Source organism: Archangium sp. (assembly GCF_036277355.1).
GTDB lineage: Bacteria > Myxococcota > Myxococcia > Myxococcales > Myxococcaceae > Archangium.
Genome location: NZ_DASUNC010000142.1, coordinates 21,022 through 37,270 on the forward strand (window position 1 = coordinate 21,022; position 16,249 = coordinate 37,270).

Annotated in this window: 14 protein-coding genes and 2 pseudogenes; 10 read left to right on the plus strand and 6 right to left on the minus strand. The window is 69.2% G+C overall.

Annotated features, from left to right (window positions below):
* Window positions 1-8 precede the first annotated feature (8 nt).
* The 4 genes and pseudogenes from VFZ09_RS34490 to VFZ09_RS34505 all read left to right on the plus strand — a co-directional run.
* Window positions 9-155 (plus strand): annotated as a pseudogene (locus VFZ09_RS34490) (ISAzo13-like element transposase-related protein); the annotation flags it as partial.
* 38 nt (window positions 156-193) lie between these two features.
* The gene (locus VFZ09_RS34495; RefSeq protein WP_329731997.1) at window positions 194-316 is read left to right on the plus strand and encodes a hypothetical protein; all 123 of its coding nucleotides are present in this window, start codon (window positions 194-196) and stop codon (window positions 314-316) included.
* A 191-nt stretch (window positions 317-507) separates the two neighbouring features.
* A pseudogene (locus tag VFZ09_RS34500) lies at window positions 508-1,314 on the plus strand (alcohol dehydrogenase catalytic domain-containing protein); the annotation flags it as partial.
* A 266-nt stretch (window positions 1,315-1,580) separates the two neighbouring features.
* A complete protein-coding gene (locus VFZ09_RS34505) occupies window positions 1,581-4,292 on the plus strand; it encodes a PAS domain S-box protein (protein WP_329731998.1) in 2,712 nt (903 codons plus the stop codon).
* Between the two features lie 42 nt (window positions 4,293-4,334).
* Here the strand turns inward: VFZ09_RS34505 and ybaK are convergent, their stop codons facing one another.
* The 5 genes from ybaK to cglC form a co-directional block, all read right to left on the minus strand.
* Complete coding sequence (gene ybaK, locus VFZ09_RS34510) at window positions 4,335-4,817, minus strand: Cys-tRNA(Pro) deacylase (RefSeq protein ID WP_329731999.1); 483 nt, start codon at window positions 4,815-4,817, stop codon at window positions 4,335-4,337.
* Window positions 4,818-4,821: 4 nt separating this feature from the next.
* Window positions 4,822-5,967, minus strand: coding sequence for a 5-(carboxyamino)imidazole ribonucleotide synthase (purK, locus tag VFZ09_RS34515; RefSeq protein WP_329732000.1), 1,146 nt, complete (start codon window positions 5,965-5,967; stop codon window positions 4,822-4,824).
* Window positions 5,964-6,425, minus strand: a complete 462-nt coding sequence (purE, locus tag VFZ09_RS34520; RefSeq protein WP_329732091.1) for a 5-(carboxyamino)imidazole ribonucleotide mutase — start codon at window positions 6,423-6,425, stop codon at window positions 5,964-5,966. The genes purK and purE overlap by 4 nt, the downstream gene beginning before the upstream one ends.
* 162 nt (window positions 6,426-6,587) lie before the next feature.
* Complete coding sequence (locus VFZ09_RS34525; RefSeq protein ID WP_329732001.1) at window positions 6,588-7,988, minus strand: vWA domain-containing protein; 1,401 nt, start codon at window positions 7,986-7,988, stop codon at window positions 6,588-6,590.
* A 69-nt stretch (window positions 7,989-8,057) separates the two neighbouring features.
* Window positions 8,058-8,537: an adventurous gliding motility lipoprotein CglC gene (gene cglC, locus VFZ09_RS34530; RefSeq protein WP_329732002.1), complete on the minus strand. Its 480-nt coding sequence runs from the start codon at window positions 8,535-8,537 to the stop codon at window positions 8,058-8,060.
* Between the two features lie 300 nt (window positions 8,538-8,837).
* Between cglC and VFZ09_RS34535 the strand changes: the two genes are divergently transcribed.
* The 6 genes from VFZ09_RS34535 to VFZ09_RS34560 all read left to right on the plus strand — a co-directional run bounded on the left by VFZ09_RS34535 (window position 8,838) and on the right by VFZ09_RS34560 (window position 15,401).
* A complete protein-coding gene (locus VFZ09_RS34535; RefSeq protein WP_329732003.1) occupies window positions 8,838-9,683 on the plus strand; it encodes an outer membrane beta-barrel domain-containing protein in 846 nt (281 codons plus the stop codon).
* On the plus strand, window positions 9,680-10,489 hold the full coding sequence (locus VFZ09_RS34540; protein WP_329732004.1) for an outer membrane beta-barrel domain-containing protein: 810 nt from the start codon (window positions 9,680-9,682) through the stop codon (window positions 10,487-10,489). Before VFZ09_RS34535 ends, VFZ09_RS34540 begins: the two co-directional genes overlap by 4 nt.
* Window positions 10,486-12,474: an adventurous gliding motility protein GltC gene (gene gltC / locus VFZ09_RS34545; RefSeq protein WP_329732005.1), complete on the plus strand. Its 1,989-nt coding sequence runs from the start codon at window positions 10,486-10,488 to the stop codon at window positions 12,472-12,474. The genes VFZ09_RS34540 and gltC overlap by 4 nt, the downstream gene beginning before the upstream one ends.
* Before the next feature lie 85 nt (window positions 12,475-12,559).
* Window positions 12,560-13,588, plus strand: coding sequence for a phosphate acyltransferase PlsX (gene plsX / locus VFZ09_RS34550; protein ID WP_329732006.1), 1,029 nt, complete (start codon window positions 12,560-12,562; stop codon window positions 13,586-13,588).
* Window positions 13,585-14,622, plus strand: coding sequence for a phosphatase domain-containing protein (locus tag VFZ09_RS34555; RefSeq protein WP_329732007.1), 1,038 nt, complete (start codon window positions 13,585-13,587; stop codon window positions 14,620-14,622). Before plsX ends, VFZ09_RS34555 begins: the two co-directional genes overlap by 4 nt.
* The gene (locus VFZ09_RS34560) at window positions 14,619-15,401 is read left to right on the plus strand and encodes an NAD(P)-dependent oxidoreductase (protein ID WP_329732008.1); all 783 of its coding nucleotides are present in this window, start codon (window positions 14,619-14,621) and stop codon (window positions 15,399-15,401) included. Before VFZ09_RS34555 ends, VFZ09_RS34560 begins: the two co-directional genes overlap by 4 nt.
* A 31-nt stretch (window positions 15,402-15,432) precedes the next feature.
* Here VFZ09_RS34560 and VFZ09_RS34565 read toward each other — a convergent pair whose 3' ends face one another.
* Window positions 15,433-16,194, minus strand: coding sequence for a hypothetical protein (locus VFZ09_RS34565; RefSeq protein WP_329732009.1), 762 nt, complete (start codon window positions 16,192-16,194; stop codon window positions 15,433-15,435).
* Between the last annotated feature and the right edge of the window lie 55 nt (window positions 16,195-16,249).

Consider the following 16,249-nt stretch of genomic DNA (forward strand, 5'->3'; position numbering starts at 1 on the left):
ACGTTGCAGTCGTCGTCAACCTGATTGGGAGTACAACGACAGAAACAGGGCTACGCATTCAGGCGGCACTCGATACGCTCGATACGGAGGAATACCCGACGGGCGTGAAGGTGAGCGATGAAGACATGCAGTCGCTGCACCTCGAACGCGAGAGCTTGTTCCCGCGACACCCAAAGCACCCACCCCCCTCCAGGTGCGCGACCTGCTCGAGCGTTCCGCGAAGGATCTCGGGCCTCCGGGCCATGACGCGGCGTTCGGCTTCGGCCTGGTGCAGGTCCGGGCCGCGTTGGAGCTGATGGCACGGGAGGACCCCTGACAGGACAGAGGTGGTGAAGCGGGCTCGTTCCAGTTGAGGCACGAGGGGCTGGAGGGCGCTCAGGCAGGCACGAGGCTGGCTGGTGTGCGTCCGAGGCCAGCGAGCGCTGCTCGAATGCATCGGTTGGCAGCCCGCTGGGGGCTCGACGGACGGGCGGTGTCACCTGCCGTGAAGGTGCACAACGTCGCGACATGCGAGCTCTCACCCATGACGGACCGTATCGAGTCTCCGTACGCAACAAACCCGAGCCGAAGATCGAGCATCCCCAGGACGGCATCGTCCGCGTGACGAGCGCGGCGATCTGCGGCTCCGACCTCCACCTGCTGCACGGGCTCGTCCCGGACACCCGCATCGGGTTCACGTTCGGCCACGAGTTCACGGGCATCGTGGAGGAGGTGGGCCCGGGGGCCCAGGGCATCAAGAAGGGCGACCGGGTGATGCTGCCGTTCCAGATCTTCTGTGGCGGCTGCTACTACTGCACGCGGGGTCTAACGGCGTGCTGCGAGAACACCAACCCGGCCACCGACGCGGGCACCGGTATCTACGGCTACTCGCACACCATGGGCGGCTACGACGGCGGCCAGGCCGAGTATGTCCGCGTGCCCTTCATCGGCGTGGACGCCGAGAAGATCCCCGAGGACGTCGAGGACCTGGACGCCCTGCCCATCACGGACGCGTACACCACCGGCTACCAGGCCGCCGAGATGTGCGATCTCAAGGGCGGTGAGACGGTCCTGGTGCTCGGGTGCGGCCCGGTGGGCCTGTTCGCGATGTGGTCGGCCTGGGCCATGGGCGCGGGCCGGGTCATCGCCGTCGACCATGTCGACTACCGGCTCGAGTTCGCCCGGAGCTGGCTGGGCGTCGAGACGCTCAACTTCAAGGACCTGGACCTCGTCACCACGGTGAAGGGGATGACGGAAGGCCGCGGCGCGGATGCCACCATCGAGGCGGTGGGCTGCGAGGCCGCGGGCGGGCCGATGCATCGCGCGCTGGGCATCCGGGTCGACTCGTGGAGCCACCACACCCGCCGCGCGTTGCCGGTGTTGATCCCCGCGGTGGTGATTGGCTTGCTCGGCTCCCGCGGACAGCGCTGAGCTCCTCGGTGCGCAAAATGTCCAACCTTTGTCTCAACTTCAGGTGAGTGGGGACGGACGTGGGGGCGCCTCGGGAGGGGCGTCCCCTTGCGCGCCTACACAGAGTCTAGACATCCTGGGGTTTCACGGACGAAGTCACTGCTCTCTCCTCTCCGTGAATGGACGCCCGAATGGAATTGCTCCTGCCAGCGGCTCGGTTGCTGCCCAAGACGGTCTGGGCCGAGGGCCTCGAGCTCAGCACGCTGGAACGCATCACGGATGCCTTCATCGCATTCGATCGCCAGTGGCGCTTCACCTACCTCAACGCCGAGGCGGAGCGGTTGCTGCAGCGCTCCAGACAGGAGCTGCTGGGCCGCGACGTCTGGGAGGAGTTCCCCGAGGCGGTCCACTCCGCGTTCCATCGCCAGTACCACCGGGCCATGGCCGAGCAGGTGCCGGTCTGCTTCGAGGAGTACTACCCGCCGCTGTCCGTCTGGTTCGAGGTGAGGGCGTACCCGTCGGAGGACGGGCTGTCGATCTTCTTCCGGGACATCCAGGAGTGGAAGCGGGCCGAGCGGGTGCTGCGCGAGTCGGAGCAGTTCCTGCGCTCGGTGCTGGACTCGTTGTCGGCGCACATCGCGGTGCTCGACGAGGCCGGTGTCATCGTCTCCGTCAACGAGGCCTGGCGGCGCTTCGCGGCGCGCCATGGGTTGGTGGCTGGAACGTGCCGCGACTGCCATTGCGGTGTGGGGGAGAACTACCTGGCCGTGGCGGACGCGGCCGCGCGGCAGGGGCTGGAGGACTCGCGCGCCGCCGCGCGGGGCATCCGGGACGTGCTCGCCGGGCTCCGGGAGGGCTTCGAGCAGGAGTACGCCCTGGGCGGTGACGCATCCGCGCCGCAGTGGTTCCAGATGCGCGTCACCCGCTACGTGGGACCCGGGCCCATGCGGGTGGTGGTAACACATGAGGACATCACCGCGCGGCGGGTCGCCGAGGAGGCCACCCGGCGGCTGGCGCGGGAGGAGGCCGCGCGCGAGGAAGCCGAGGCGGCCCGCGCACGCCTGCACGCGGTGTTCGAGCGCATCACCGATGGGTTCCTCGCCTTCGATCGCGACTGGCGCTCCACCTACGCGAACCAGCACGCGGAGCGGTACCTCTCGCTGAAGCGGGAGCAACTGTTGGGCCGGCACCTGCGCGAGTGCTTCCCCGGAGAGGCGGGCGCGCAGCTGGAGGAGCTGATGGTCCGGGCGGCGCGGGAGCAGGTGCCGCTCGAGGCCGAGGTGCCCTCCGCCATCCCGGGCCGGTGGTCGCGGTTCGTGATGTACCCCTCGCCGGAGGGGGTCTCCGTCTACTTCCGTGACATCACCGAGCAGTGGCGCACCCAGGAGGCGCTGCGGCACTCGGAGGCGAAGCTGTCGGGGCTCGTCTCGCTGGCGGCGGACGCGATCATCGCGGTGGACGAGGAGCAGCGCATCCGGCTCTTCAACGAGGGGGCGCGGCACACCTTCGGGTACCAGCCCGAGGAGGTGATGGGCCAGTCGCTGCACCTGTTGCTGCCGGAGCGGGAGCGCGAGCCCCACGCCCAGCACTTCCAGGGCTTCGCGACGTCCGCGGAGAAGGCCTCGCGCCGCATGGGGACGCGCCGGCGCGTGGAGGGCCGGCGCAAGGATGGGGAGCTGTTCCCGGCGGAGGTGTCCATCACCCGGCTGGAGCTGGGCGACGAGCGCATCTACGCGGCCGTGCTCCGGGACGTCACCGAGCAGCGCAAGCGGGAGGAGTCACAGCGCTTCCTCGCGGAGGTGGGGGCCTCGCTGGCGCGCTCCCTGGACTACATGGAAACGGCGCGGGCGGTGGCCCGGCTGGTGGTGCCGGCGCTCGCGGATGGGTGCGCGCTCCTGCTCGGGGAGGGGCCCCTGGAGAAGCGGCAGCGGGTGGTGGCCGCCAGCGAGCCCACGTGGGAGGCGTCTATGCGGGGCGATTCCCTCGGGGAGGCTATGGAGCAGGCGGTGCGCACGGGGGAGCCGGTGCTCGTGCCCGGCGGCCGGCTCCTGGCCCTGCCCCTGGTGGTGCACGAGCGCAGCCTGGGCGCGCTCGTCCTGGTACTGGGTCCGGCGCGCCAGGCGCAGGGCCCCGAGGAGCTCGTCCTGCTCCGGGCGCTCGCCCACCGGGCCTCGCAGGCCCTGGAGAACGCGCGCCTGTACGTCACCGCGCAGCAGGCCATCACGCTGCGCAACGAGACGCTCAGCATCGTCTCGCATGATCTGCGCGCGCCCCTGAGCGCCATCTCCCTGCTGACCACCCTCACCGAGCAGTATCAGATCCCCAAGGGGGAGGCCGGCAACGGCGCCCGCGAGTCCCTGGGGCGGATCCGCCAGTCCGTGCTCGACATGAACCGGCTCATCGAGGATCTGCTCGCGGTGGCCAGGCTGGAGGCGGGGCGCCTGTCGATGGACATGGAGGAGGTGGAGGTCGCCCTGCTGCTGACGATGGCCCGCGAGACGAACGAACTGCTCGCCGCGGACAAGTCCCTGCGCATCGAGGTGGAGCTGGCGCCGGGGCTGTCCCCCGTGCGCGCCGATCGCGTCCGCATCCACCAGGTCCTCCAGAACCTCGTGGGCAACGCGCTCAAGTTCACCCCGGCGGGAGGCCTCATCCGCCTGCGCGCGGAGCCGGGAGAGGGCGTGGTGCGCATCTCCGTCTCGGACACGGGGCAGGGCATCGAGCCCGAGTACCTCCCCCACGTCTTCGATCGCTTCTGGCAGGCGCGCCATGCGCGCAACGCCGGGGCGGGGCTGGGGCTCGCCATCGTCAAGGGCATCGTCGAGGCGCACGGGGGGCGCATCGACGTGGAGAGCCAGCTCGGTCAGGGCACGACGTTCACCTTCACCCTGCCGCTGGCCTGAGCGGAACTCCTTCTCCCTCTGGGAGAGGGCCGGGGTGAGGGTCTACGGGTGGGGCTTGTCGCGAGAAATAGGCCCCACCTTGCCCCGGGTGACGCGCAGATAATCCGCGGGAGCGAGCACGAGCTGCGTGCCCCGCACGCCCGCGGACACGGCGATGACGTCGAAGAGCTCGAGCGTCTCATCCACGAATACGGGGTAGTCCTTCTTGCCCCCGATGGCCGTGCAGCCGCCGCGGATGTACCCGGTGAGCGGCTGGAGCTCCTTGAGTGGCACGGTGTCCACCTTGCGGTCCCCGCTCAGCCGAGCCAGGGCCTTGAGGTCCAACTCGCCGTTGCCCGGCACCACGGCCATGAGCACGCCGGTGCGATCCCCGCGGGCCACGAGCGTCTTGAAGACCTGCTCCGGAGGCATGCCCACCTTGGCGGCCACGGTCTCGGCGGAGAGGTCCTCCAGGTCCACGTCGTAGTCGCGCAGCTCGTAGCGGATGCCGAGCGAGTCCAGCAACCGTGCCGCGTTCGTCTTCACGGTGTCACGCTCCCAGGGCCTGGCGGGCGGCCTTGATGCGGGCGAGCGCCTCCTCGGGCGTGGTGCCCACGGCGGACAGGTGCCCCATCTTCCGGCCCTTGCGCGCCTCGCGCTTGCCATACAGGTGCAGGCGCACGCCCGGCATGGCCAGCACGGACTCGAACCTGGGCCCACCCTCGTTCAGCCACAGGTCGCCCAGCAGGTTGACGATGGCCGCGTGCCGCACCACCTCCACCGAGCCCAGGGGCAGGTTGCACACCGCGCGCACCGCCTGCTCGAACTGGCTGGTGAGGCAGGCGACCTCGGTGGCGTGGAAGCTGTTGTGCGGACGGGGCGCCAGCTCGTTCACCAGCAGCCGGCCGTCCTTCAGGAGGAACATCTCCACCACCAGCAGGCCCTCGACCTCGAGCGCCGTGGCCATGGCCCGGGCGATCTCCGTGGCCTGGGTGCTCACCTGGGGCGGCACCTGGCCCGGCAGCAGGGACCAGTCCAGAATCCGCTCCTCGTGGTGGTTGTAGGCGGGCGGGTACACCGCCACCTCGCCGTTGGGCGAGCGCGCCACCAGCACGGACAGCTCGGCCTCCAGGTCCAGCGCGGCCTCCACCACCACGGGGCGCTGGCCCAGCTCGCGCCAGGCCTCCGGGGCCTCGGCGGCGGACTTCACCTGGTACTGGCCCCGGCCGTCATAACCGCCCTCGCAGGCCTTCACGAAGCAACGGCCGCCCAGCTCGGTGGCGGCGGTGGCCAGGGCCTCCTGCAGGTCCGCCTGCCTCCACGGACCCTGGGGGAAGCCGTGCTTCGCCAGCCAGGCGCGCTGCCGCCCGCGGTTCTGCACCACGTCGAGCACTCCGGGGCCCGGCCGCATCGGCGCGTGCTGGGCCACGGCGCGCAGGGTGTCCATGGGGATCTTCTCGATCTCCAGCGTCACCACGTCGCACGCGCGCGCCATGCGGGTGGCGTCGCCCACGTTGCCGAAGTCGGCCGTGTAGCACTGGTCCACCACGAAGCGCGCCGAGCACGCCGGGTCCGGATCCAACGCCTGCACCTGATAGCCGAGGGTGCGCGCGGACAGCGCCATCATCCGGCCCAGCTGCCCACCCCCGAGGATGCCGAGCGTGCCGCCCGGCAGGATGGTCCTCTTGCTGTTCATGCGATCTCCCTGTCCCGGAGCACCTCGTCGGTGCGGGCCTGCCGCCAGGCGGCGAGCCGCGCGCGGAGCTCCGGGGACTTGAGCGACAGGATGGAGGCGGCGTACAGCGCGGCGTTGATGGCCCCCGGCTTGCCAATGGCCATGGTGCCCACCGGCACGCCCTTGGGCATCTGCACGATGGACATCAACGCGTCGAAGCCGTTGAGCACCGTGGCGGGGATGGGCACGCCGAGCACGGGCAGCAGCGTCTTGCTCGCCACCATGCCGGGCAGGTGGGCCGCGCCTCCAGCCGCCGCGATGATGACGGACAGGCCGCGGCTCTCGGCCGTCTCCGCGTACTCCATCATCCAGTCCGGCGTGCGGTGGGCCGACACCACCCGCACCTCATGCGGGATGCCCAGCTCCTTCAGCACGTCGATGCCGGGGCGCAGATGCTCCAGGTCGCTCTTGCCCCCCATGATGACGCCCACCCACGGTGTGTCCGCGCTCAAGCTCTCGCCTCCGGTGCGCCCTCCTGGTGATGCCCAGGAGGTGCGGGGAACGCGGAGATAGGGTGGGGCGATTCCGCAGGTCAACCGGAAGCGTACGGCCAGGCGGCGAAATCCGGGGGGGGAGGGGGCTCAGTAGGTGGAGCCCAGCTTGCCGAAGCTCTTCATGGCCTTGCTCTTCGTGCGCTTGACCGCCGCCCCCACGGACTCGTCGTCGGACGCCTGCTCGTACTCCTGGAGCACCGCCCGCTGCTCCTCCAGGTCCGCCGCCACCGCCGCCGGGCTCGCCACCGCCCCCGCCTCCTGGAAGAGGGCCTGGTTCTGCATCACGTAGCCCTTCGCCTCCTCCTTGCGCCCCTCCCGCAGGGCCTGCGCCGCCATCTTCAGGTTCTTCGCGCTCAGGGCCCGCGTCGCGTACACCGTGGCGTCCTTGTCCTGCCGCGCCAGCACCTCCTCCCGCCGCTCCGTCACCATGGCGGACAGGCTCGCCGCGCTCTCCACCCCCGCGCTCTTGAGCAGGTCCGTGTACGCCAGCTTCAGCCCCGTGACGTCCACCGCGCTCCCCGCCCGCGAGCCCACCACCGTCACCCGCGCCACCACGCGCTCCACCTGGCCCGAGGAGAAGTCCGGCAGCGGCACCCGCACCGTGCGCCCCTCCTGGTGGAACCGGTAGCCCAGCACCTCGCCCAGCGTCACCCCCTCGGGCAGCTGGAAGCGCAGCTCCACGCCCCGCGCCACGCTCGTGGACGCCTGCCGCAGATCCTTCTGGAAGAGCGAGGCCAGCTGCCCCGCGTCCTCCAGGAAGCCGTACGCGCCCGCCCCGTACTCGGCGAAGCCCTGCATCAGATCCTCGTTGAAGTCCGTGCCCACGCCGATGGCGCTCACCGTCACCCCCTCGGCGCGGATGCTCTTGACGATCTCCGTCAGGCTCGCGTCGTCGGTGATGCCCTCGGTGGCCTGGCCATCGCTCAGCAGGATGATGCGGTTGACGGTGGAGTCACCCCGGGCGGCCGCCACGTGCGACTGGCCCGCGTGCAGGCCCGCGCCGATGTTGGTGCCGCCATCGTCCCAGATGCCTTCGATGTACTGGAGCATCCGCTCGCGGTTGGCGGGCGTGGCCGGCAGGCTCGGCTGGCTCTTCACGTCCGAGCCGTAGTGCACGATGGCCAGCCGGTCCTCCGGGCCCAGCAGCCCCACGAGGTGCCGCGCGGCCTGCCTGGCCTGTTGCAGCTTGTAGCCGCTCATGGAGCCCGAGCGGTCGATGACCACCGCCAGGTTCACCGGCGTGCGCTTGGAGCCCGGCACCTCCACGCCGGTGACGTCCACCGTGACGAAGAGATCCGTGCTGCCCGGGGTGATGTAGGGGTGGGACAGGCGGCTCGTCATGGTCAACGAGCCGTTGGAGGCGGTAGCGGGCCGGGGCGGCTCCACCGGGGTGGCGGGGTGGGGCGGCGCCACGTGGGGCAGGCCCAGCACCAGGGCGGTGAGGGCGAGTCCGGCGGCCAGGGAGACGAAGGCGACCGTCTTGTTCATGACAGAGGGCTCCTTGCGGCGAGGGCCCCTCTGTCGACGTACGGCGCGCGAAAAAGTTCTACGCCCGTCTCACGGGGTGATCTTGTTGCCCGCGCAGAAGTAGGGCGAGTTGCTGTCGCCGAAATAGGAGCGGTACGTCGCCGGGTCCTTCTGGCGCAGGTCGTCCAGGGCCTGCTGATCCAACAGCAGGGCGCGGCAGCTCATGCGGCTCTTCACCGACTCGATCGCCTCCGGGTCGGTGACGGGGCAGGGATCCACGAGCTCGTCCGGCACGCAGGCGCTGCTGCAGTAGCCGAAGACCTGCCCGTTGTCGGCCGTCTCCACGGGCATGTCCGCGTCCTTCACGCAGACCAGATCCTCACAATCCAGCGAGCCGAAGGAGATGAAGTCCTGGCCCGCGGACAGATCATTCACCACCACGGGATCCGACTCCCGGCTGGGGTCCGTGCTCTTCTTCACCAGAAGGCACCGCTTCCCGATATCGGAATTGACCTTGCAACCGCCGCACAGCAGCACGGCGCTCACCAGCAGGGCCAGACGCGAAGACATCGACGTGCACCTCACGAGACTCATGTGGGCGGCCACCGTAGCACAGTGACTCGCCCTGCCAACCGGACCCTGGTTGCATGGATGCTCCCTCTGCGAGAGCGCCGGACACTCCCCCTGCAACTGTACCGGGTGGATACACAACGGGGCCCTTTCGTCGCGCTCGCCATGCAACAGAGGGAGCAGGCGAGCGGAGTTAGGTTGATGGGTTGCGAGCGTGACGGATAGGATGCGCCTGCCTCAGCCTCCGATTTCGAAGGTGTATCGGTGGGCGGACGCCCCCATGACACGGAGCTCCCGGAAGTGAATCGCCTCCAGGCCATCGTGCTCGCGCTGTGCATCGCGCCAGCCTCTGCATTTGCCCAGAACCAGGAAGACACGGGGCTCGGACTCGATCTGAGCAGCGGTGAGCAGAAGCCCCAGGAAGAAACCGACACCAGCGCGGAGACGCCCACGGAGGAGCCGCCACCGCTGCCCTCCACGGTGGCGGAGCCGCCCCCGGCCGAGCCGCTCTCGCCGGCGGAGCGCGACGTCACGCTCGACGACCGCGTCAAGAGCGTGCAGCGCAAGGTGTACCTGAAGAAGGGCCGCTTCGAGCTGGCGCCCGCCGTCACGCTGTCGGTGAACGATCCGTACTACACCAAGTTCGGCGCCGGGTTGCGCGGGGCCTACTACCTGGCGGACACGCTGGCGGTGGCCGGGCGCTTCTCCGTCATGCAGGTGCTGCCCGAGGATGACGTGCGCATCGCCAAGCGCACCTTCGACAGCCGCATCTTCTTCTCGGTGCCCCAGTGGTCCGCCATGGGCGACGTGGAGTGGAGCCCGCTCTACGGCAAGGTGGCCTTCCTCAACGACATCCTCCACTTCGATGCCTACCTGCTGGGCGGCCTCGGCGTGGTGAACACCCAGACGTCCCAGGTGCTGACGACCAGCAGGACGCCCCGCGGCCCCAACTTCGCCGCGGACCTCGGCGTGGGCGTGCGCTTCGTCGCCCGTGACTACCTCGCGGTGAACGTGGCCCTCATCAACACGTCCTACGTGGATCAGCCCCTCAACACGAGCAAGGGCGCCACCCAGAACCTCATGACCCTCAATGCCGGCATCTCCTTCTTCTTCCCGATGAAGTCGACCGGTCGGGAGTCCGAATGAAGACCGCCACCCGTCTGCTGATCGCGCTCTGTCTGGCGCCCGTGCCCGCCCTGGCCCAGGACGCGGCCCCCGCGCCCGCTCCCGCCGCTCCGGCCAGGCCCGCTCCGTCCGCGTCCGGCTCCTCCGAGCAGGAGGCCGGCGACGTGTCCGAGGTGGACAAGGATCGTCTCGGCCCCCTGCGCGAGCGCGTCCGTCCCGTCTCCGGCCACCTGTTCCTCAAGCAGGGCCGCTTCGAGTTCAGCCCGTCCGCCACCCTCTCCATCAAGGATGCCTTCTTCTCGAAGTACATCCTGGGCGGCACGCTCACCTACCACCCCTCCGAGACGCTGGGGTTGAGCCTGCGCGCCGGCTACGCCCTCAACACGGTGGCCAGCGCGGCGCAGATCTGCACCTTCACCGGCGATGACGGCAGCACCCGCGGTTGCCGCCGGCCCACCTATGAGGAGCTGGATGGGGAGGCCCCCGGCCAGCTCACCCTCATGGGCGGCGTGGACGTGCAGTGGGCGCCCATCTACGGGAAGATCTCCCTGCTGGCCGAGCAGTTCCTCCACTTCGATCTCTACGGCGTGGTGGGCGCCACCGCGGTGCAGTACCGCGGGCCCGCCAAGACGGCGGAGCTCACCGGTGGCGGCAACGTCGGCGTCGGCATGCGCTTCTTCCTCAACCGCTGGGTGACGGTGCGCACCGAGTTCCGTGATCTGATCTACGTCGAGAAGGCCCTCAACCCGGCCACCACGCTGCGCAACCAGCTCATGTTCGAGCTGGGTGTGTCCCTCTTCTTCCCCTCCGCCCATCCCGAGCCATGAAACGTCTGCTCCGGCCCCTCTGTCTCGCCACCCTCGGGCTCTCGCTGGCGTGGGCGACGCCCTCGCCCGCTCAGAGCTTCGAGGGACTGGATCTCTCCCAGCCTTCCAAGAAGAAGAAGAAGGCCTCCCGCAAGCCGCCCAAGGGCAAGAAGCCCACGGCCACCCAGGCCTCCGAGGAGGACTCCGACTCGGACTCGGGTGACACCTCCGCCACCACCCCGGCCGACACCGGCACGGCGACGGCCACTCCCGCGGCTCCCGCGGCGCAGGATGCGTCCGCCAACCCGGGCGGCATGGGGTTGGATCTGACGGCGGAGACGCCCAGCCAGCCCAAGGCCGCGCCCACCATGTCCTTCGACGCGGTGGACGTGTCCGGCAAGAGCGGTGACCGCCAGCGCCTGGACGTGGCCATCTCGCTCTTCAAGAACGAGGAGTACGAGAAGGCGGCGATGAGCTCCTTCGAGATGCTCCAGGACGCCAGGCTCGCCGGCCTCCACCTGGAGGCGCGCTACGTGCTGGCCAAGGCCCTCTACCGCATGGGCCTGTACCACTCGTCCCTGGGCGAGTTCTCGAAGATCCTCGCCGTCGGTCCCGAGACGAAGTTCTTCCGCACCAGCCTGGAGTGGCTCTTCTTCATCAGCCGCAAGACGAAGAACGAGACCGTCATCCTGGATGAGATCGCCAAGTACGCCAACCAGGAGTTCCCCGAGCGCTTCCGCACCGAGTTCCACTACCTGCTGGCCCGCTACCACTTCGTGCGTGGCAAGGCGTTGGATCAGGTGGGCCGCACCGAGGACGCCGACAAGAGCTTCAACGAGGTGAAGCGGCTCACGCTGCTCATCCCCAAGACGGACGTCTTCTACCCGCGCGCCAAGTACCTCGAGGGCCTCTCCTTCTTCCGCTTCGGCAACCGCGCCACCAGCGCGGCCGCCCGGCGCACGGACATCAACACCGTGGGCGCCATCGAGGCCATGAAGGAGATCATCCGCGTCACCCGCTCCGGCGCGGGCCTGGACGCCGAGCAGGCCACGGCCAACCAGAAGCTGCGCGAGCTGGCCTTCATGCAGCTGGGCCGTACCCACTACGGCATGCAGCAGAACCGCTACGCCCTCTTCTATTTCAACAAGGTGGAGCGCGGCACTTCGCAGTGGCTCGAGTCCATGTTCGAGTCCAGCTGGGCCAACTACCGCGTCGGCCAGTACGAGCAGGCCCTCGGTAATCTCATCACCTTGTCCTCGCCCTTCTTCCGCGAGGAGTACTTCCCCGAGGCGATGATCCTCAAGGCGGTCATCTATTACGAGAACTGCCGCTACCGGGAATCCAGCCTCATCCTCCAGGACTTCGAGCGCACCTACCTGCCGGTGCATGATCAGCTGGAGCTGATCACCAAGAAGCAGCTGGAGGCCAGCGAGTACTACGGCGTGCTCTCCGACGTGCAGAAGAAGAACAAGGAGGGGCTGGAGAAGGGCGAGACGGACGTCATCCTCGAGCGCATCCTCCGGCTGGCCCTCACGGATCAGGACCTGAAGAAGACGAACGAGTCCATCCTCGAGCTGGAGACGGAGATGGACACCTTCGGCGAGAAGGGCGACACCTTCCGCTACTCCGAGCTGTCCAAGCAACTGCTCGAGGGCCTCAAGGTGCAGCGCACCAGCCTCATCGAGAAGGCCGGCATCATGGCCAAGGGCAAGCTGGAGACGGAGCTGGTGGCGCTCAAGCAGCTGCTGGCCAACGGTTTGCGCATCAAGTTCGAGACCGTCACCAAGGAGAAGGAGTTCCTGGAGGAGCAGCTCAAGGCGGGTGGCAAGACGGCCGTCGTCAAGAAGTACAGGTTCTCGGTGGCAGTGGCGGATGACCAGCTGTACTGGCCGTACGAGGGCGAGTACTGGCGCGACGAGCTGGGCACCTACCAGTACACCCTGACCAAGGGCTGCATCCAGCGCGACACCGCCAACCGGACCATCCAGGCCAGCGAGAGCAACTGAGCCCGGACTCCCAGTAACTCAGGGGCTGGATCCGAGTGGATCCAGCCCCTTTGCGTTTGCCACGAACGTGTAAGATGGTGCTGTCATGGCCACCAAGCTCATCACCATTGCGTTCGACGTGATGGGGAGCGACCACGGCCCCGCGGAGGTAGTCAGGGGCGCCGCGCAGCTCTCGCTGGAGTCACCACACATCCACGCGCTGTTGGTGGGGGACAGAGCCCTCATCGACGACGCGCTCGCCGAGACCAAGCACAGCGGGGAGCGCATCTCCGTGCAGCACGCCTCCGAGCACGTGGGCATGGACGAGAAGCCCGGCGAGGCGCTGGCGCGCAAGCCGGACGCGTCCGTGTCCGTGGCGGCGCGGCTGGTGGCCGAGGGCGAGGCGGATGCGCTCGTGTCCGCCGGCAACACGGGGGCCTGCGTGCTCTCGTGCGCCCGTCACTTCCAGCTGCTGCCCGGGGTGCGGCGCGCGGCGCTGGCGGCCGTGTACCCCACCCGCGACAGGCACGGACAGAAGGCGGATCCGTTCTCGCTCATCCTGGACGTGGGGGCCACGGTGGAGGCCACGGCCGAGGACCTGGTGACGTTCGCGGTGATGGGGGCGGCGTACGCGCGCATCATCTCACGCAACGAGAATCCCAAGGTGGCGCTGCTGTCCAACGGCACCGAGCCCAACAAGGGCCCGCGCCAGGTGGTGGAGGCGCACGCGGCGCTGTCCGCCATGCAGGGGCTGCAGTTCATCGGGAACGTGGAGGGCGTGGACATCCCCAAGGGCACCGCGGACGTGGTGGTGACGGACGGCTTCGTGGGCAACGTGTGCCTGAAGATGCTCGAGGGCGTGCACGATACGGTGGTGGAACTGGCCCAGTACGCCTACAAGGAGAGCCTGCGCTGGCGCGCCGGCCTGGCGATGCTGTCCGGGGGCATCCAGCGCATCAAGGACATCACCGACTGGGAACAGTACGGGGGCGCACCGGTGCTCGGGTTCGATCGCATCTTCATCAAGGCGCATGGCCGCTCCAAGGCGCGGGCCATCTCCAATGCCGGCAAGGTGGCCGCCAAGGCGGTGGCCCATGACCTGGGCAAGGCCATCCAGCAGGGTCTGGCGCGGTGAGTCTTCCGGATCGCATCGATCCCAGGCCCCCGCGCCGCATCTACCGCTGGGACCTGGACAAGACGTACCTGCAGACGGAGTTCGACTCGCTCCGGGACTTGCTGCGCACCGCCTTCCAGAAGGCCCACGAGAAGCAGGCCGTGCCGGGCGCGTCCGCGCTCATCCGCGAGCTGGCCTCCAACGGGGACTCGCGGCTGTGCATCGTCTCCGGAAGCCCCAAGCAGCTGCGCTCGGTGCTGGAGGAGAAGCTCAAGCTGGACGGCGTGGTGTGGGACGAGTTCGTCCTCAAGGACAACGTGGGCAACCTCATGCGCGGGCGCTTCCGGGCCCTGCGCGGGCAGGTGGGCTACAAGCTGCCCGCGCTCCTGGAGAGCCGCGCCAACGCCCCCGTGGAGGCCGAGGAGGTGCTCTTCGGCGATGACGCCGAGGCGGATGCCTTCATCTACTCGCTCTACGCGGACATGATCGCCGGGCGCGTGGACGAGCGGGTGCTCCAGCAGATTCTCGAGGCGGCCGCGGTGTACCCGGACGAGGCGAAGCGGGTGCTCTCCGCGTGGAAGAAGACGCCGGTGGCGGACCCCGTGCGGCGCATCTTCATCCACCTGGACCGGCTGACGCCGCCCGCGCACTTCGCCAACTACGGCCCGCGCGTGGTGCCCATCTTCAACTACTTCCAGGCCGCCCTGGTGCTGCTGGCCGACGGGCACCTGACGGCCCCCCAGGTCATCAAGATCGCCGTGGAGATGGTGCAGTCGGCGGGGCACAACATCATCACCCTGTCCAACTCGTTCCAGGATCTGCTGCGCCGGGGCCTGCCGCTGCAGCAGGCGGCCACGGCGCTGGTGCAGGCGCTGGAGGGGCCCAACACGCTCATCCAGGCGCTGCGGCCGGTGCCGGACATCATCTCCGCCTTCACCAAGCGCCTGGCCGCGCTGGGCACGCCGCCCCCGCCGCCTCCGGCGCAGACGGTGGACTACCTGGAGCTCATCCACCACGCGCTCCCGCGCACGCACAAGGGACGCAAGACACCATGAGGGCCCTCGTCACGGGTGCCACCGGCACCGTCGGCTCACGGCTGTGCGAGGACCTGCGGCGCCACGGCGTCGAGGTGTCCTGCTGGGATCGGGACAGCGTCCCGGTGGACGACTACTGGGCCATGGAGCGCTTCGTGCGCTCGGTGGCGCCGGACGTGCTCTTCCACCTGGCCACGGCCTCGCGGCCCTCGGGGCGGGCCAACGAGTCCTGGCTCATCAACTACGAGTGGACGAGCGAGCTGGCGTGGATCACCCGGCAGCTCGGCGTGCGCTTCGTCTTCTCCAGCACGGCCATGGTGTTCTCGAACCATGCGCGCGGGCCCTTCACGGTGGACTCGGAGCCGGAGGCGCCCGAGGGCTACGGGTACGAGAAGCGGCGCGCCGAGACGCGGGCCTTCGAGCAGAACCCCGAGGCCCGCGTGGTGCGGCTGGGGTGGCAGATCGACGAGCGGCCCTCGGGCAACAACATGGTGGCCTCGCTGGAGGCGCAGATGCGCGAGCGGGGCAGGGTGGAGGCGAGCACGCGGTGGTTTCCCGCCTGCTCCTTCCTGGATGACACCGTGCGGGCGCTGCAGGCGCTCGCGTGGGCCGAGCCGGGGCTCTACCTGCTCGACGCCAACGAGCGGTGGACGTACTACGAGATCGTCCAGGCGCTGAACGAGCGGCTCGGAGGCCGGTGGCAGGTGGAGCCCACCGAGCACTTCGTCTTCGACCAGCGGATGATGGACGACCGGGTGGTGCTGCCCTCGCTCAAGGCCCGGCTGCCAGGCCTGCGCTGAGGCCCGGCAGGGGGGCGTTACTCGGAGACGGCTACTCCGACCAGGTCTGGAACTCGACGTAGCGCACGAAGCGGCGGTCCGTGCTGACGGCGGCCACCACGAAGCCACCCAGGTCTCCCGGGGCGCCACGGCCGTACTCGTTCTTCCAGCTCGCGATGTAGATGCGCTTGCTGTTGCCGGCGATCTGGTTGATGTAGGCCACCGCGCCGTCGATCTCCGCCTGCGTGGCGCCGGGCAGCGCCAGCTCGCTCCTCAGCTCCGCCTCCGACTTCGGGTCGAACGTGCCCACGTTCGTGATGTCGAACGAGCTGTAGTACGTCCACTGCAGCGTGTACTGGTTGGCCACGCCCTGGTTGGAGGGGATGAAGCCCTCCTGGATGGCGGCGCTGTTGGACAGGACGCCGCTGACGCCGAACGCCTGGGCGGGCGTCTCGTCCACCGGGTAGACGGACAGCGGCGCGCTGCTGGTGGCCGCGTCGTTCAGCTCGTAGAAGCTGGAGAAGTACGACCGCGCGTCGGTGGTGAAGCCGGTGAGGAAGGTGGCGTCGTTCACCTTGGGGGCCAGATAGGCGCGCTCGCCGCTGTCCACCAGGCTGTCGTCATACAGGAAGCTGCCCAGCGCGCCGCGGATCTCCGAGCGGTTGACGACAGCGCCCTCGGGGCTGGTGGCCGAGCGCGCCGTGCTCATCCGCGACTCGAACATGGGCTGGGTCATGCTGAGGCCGGCCAGGGCCGCGGGCGCGGCGACGACGGCCAGCACTCCGAGCATCGTCTTCAGGGACTTGGACTTCATGCGGCACTCCTTGTCGAGAGCCCCGAGAGGCCCTCCTTGGGGGGACCGCGCTCTT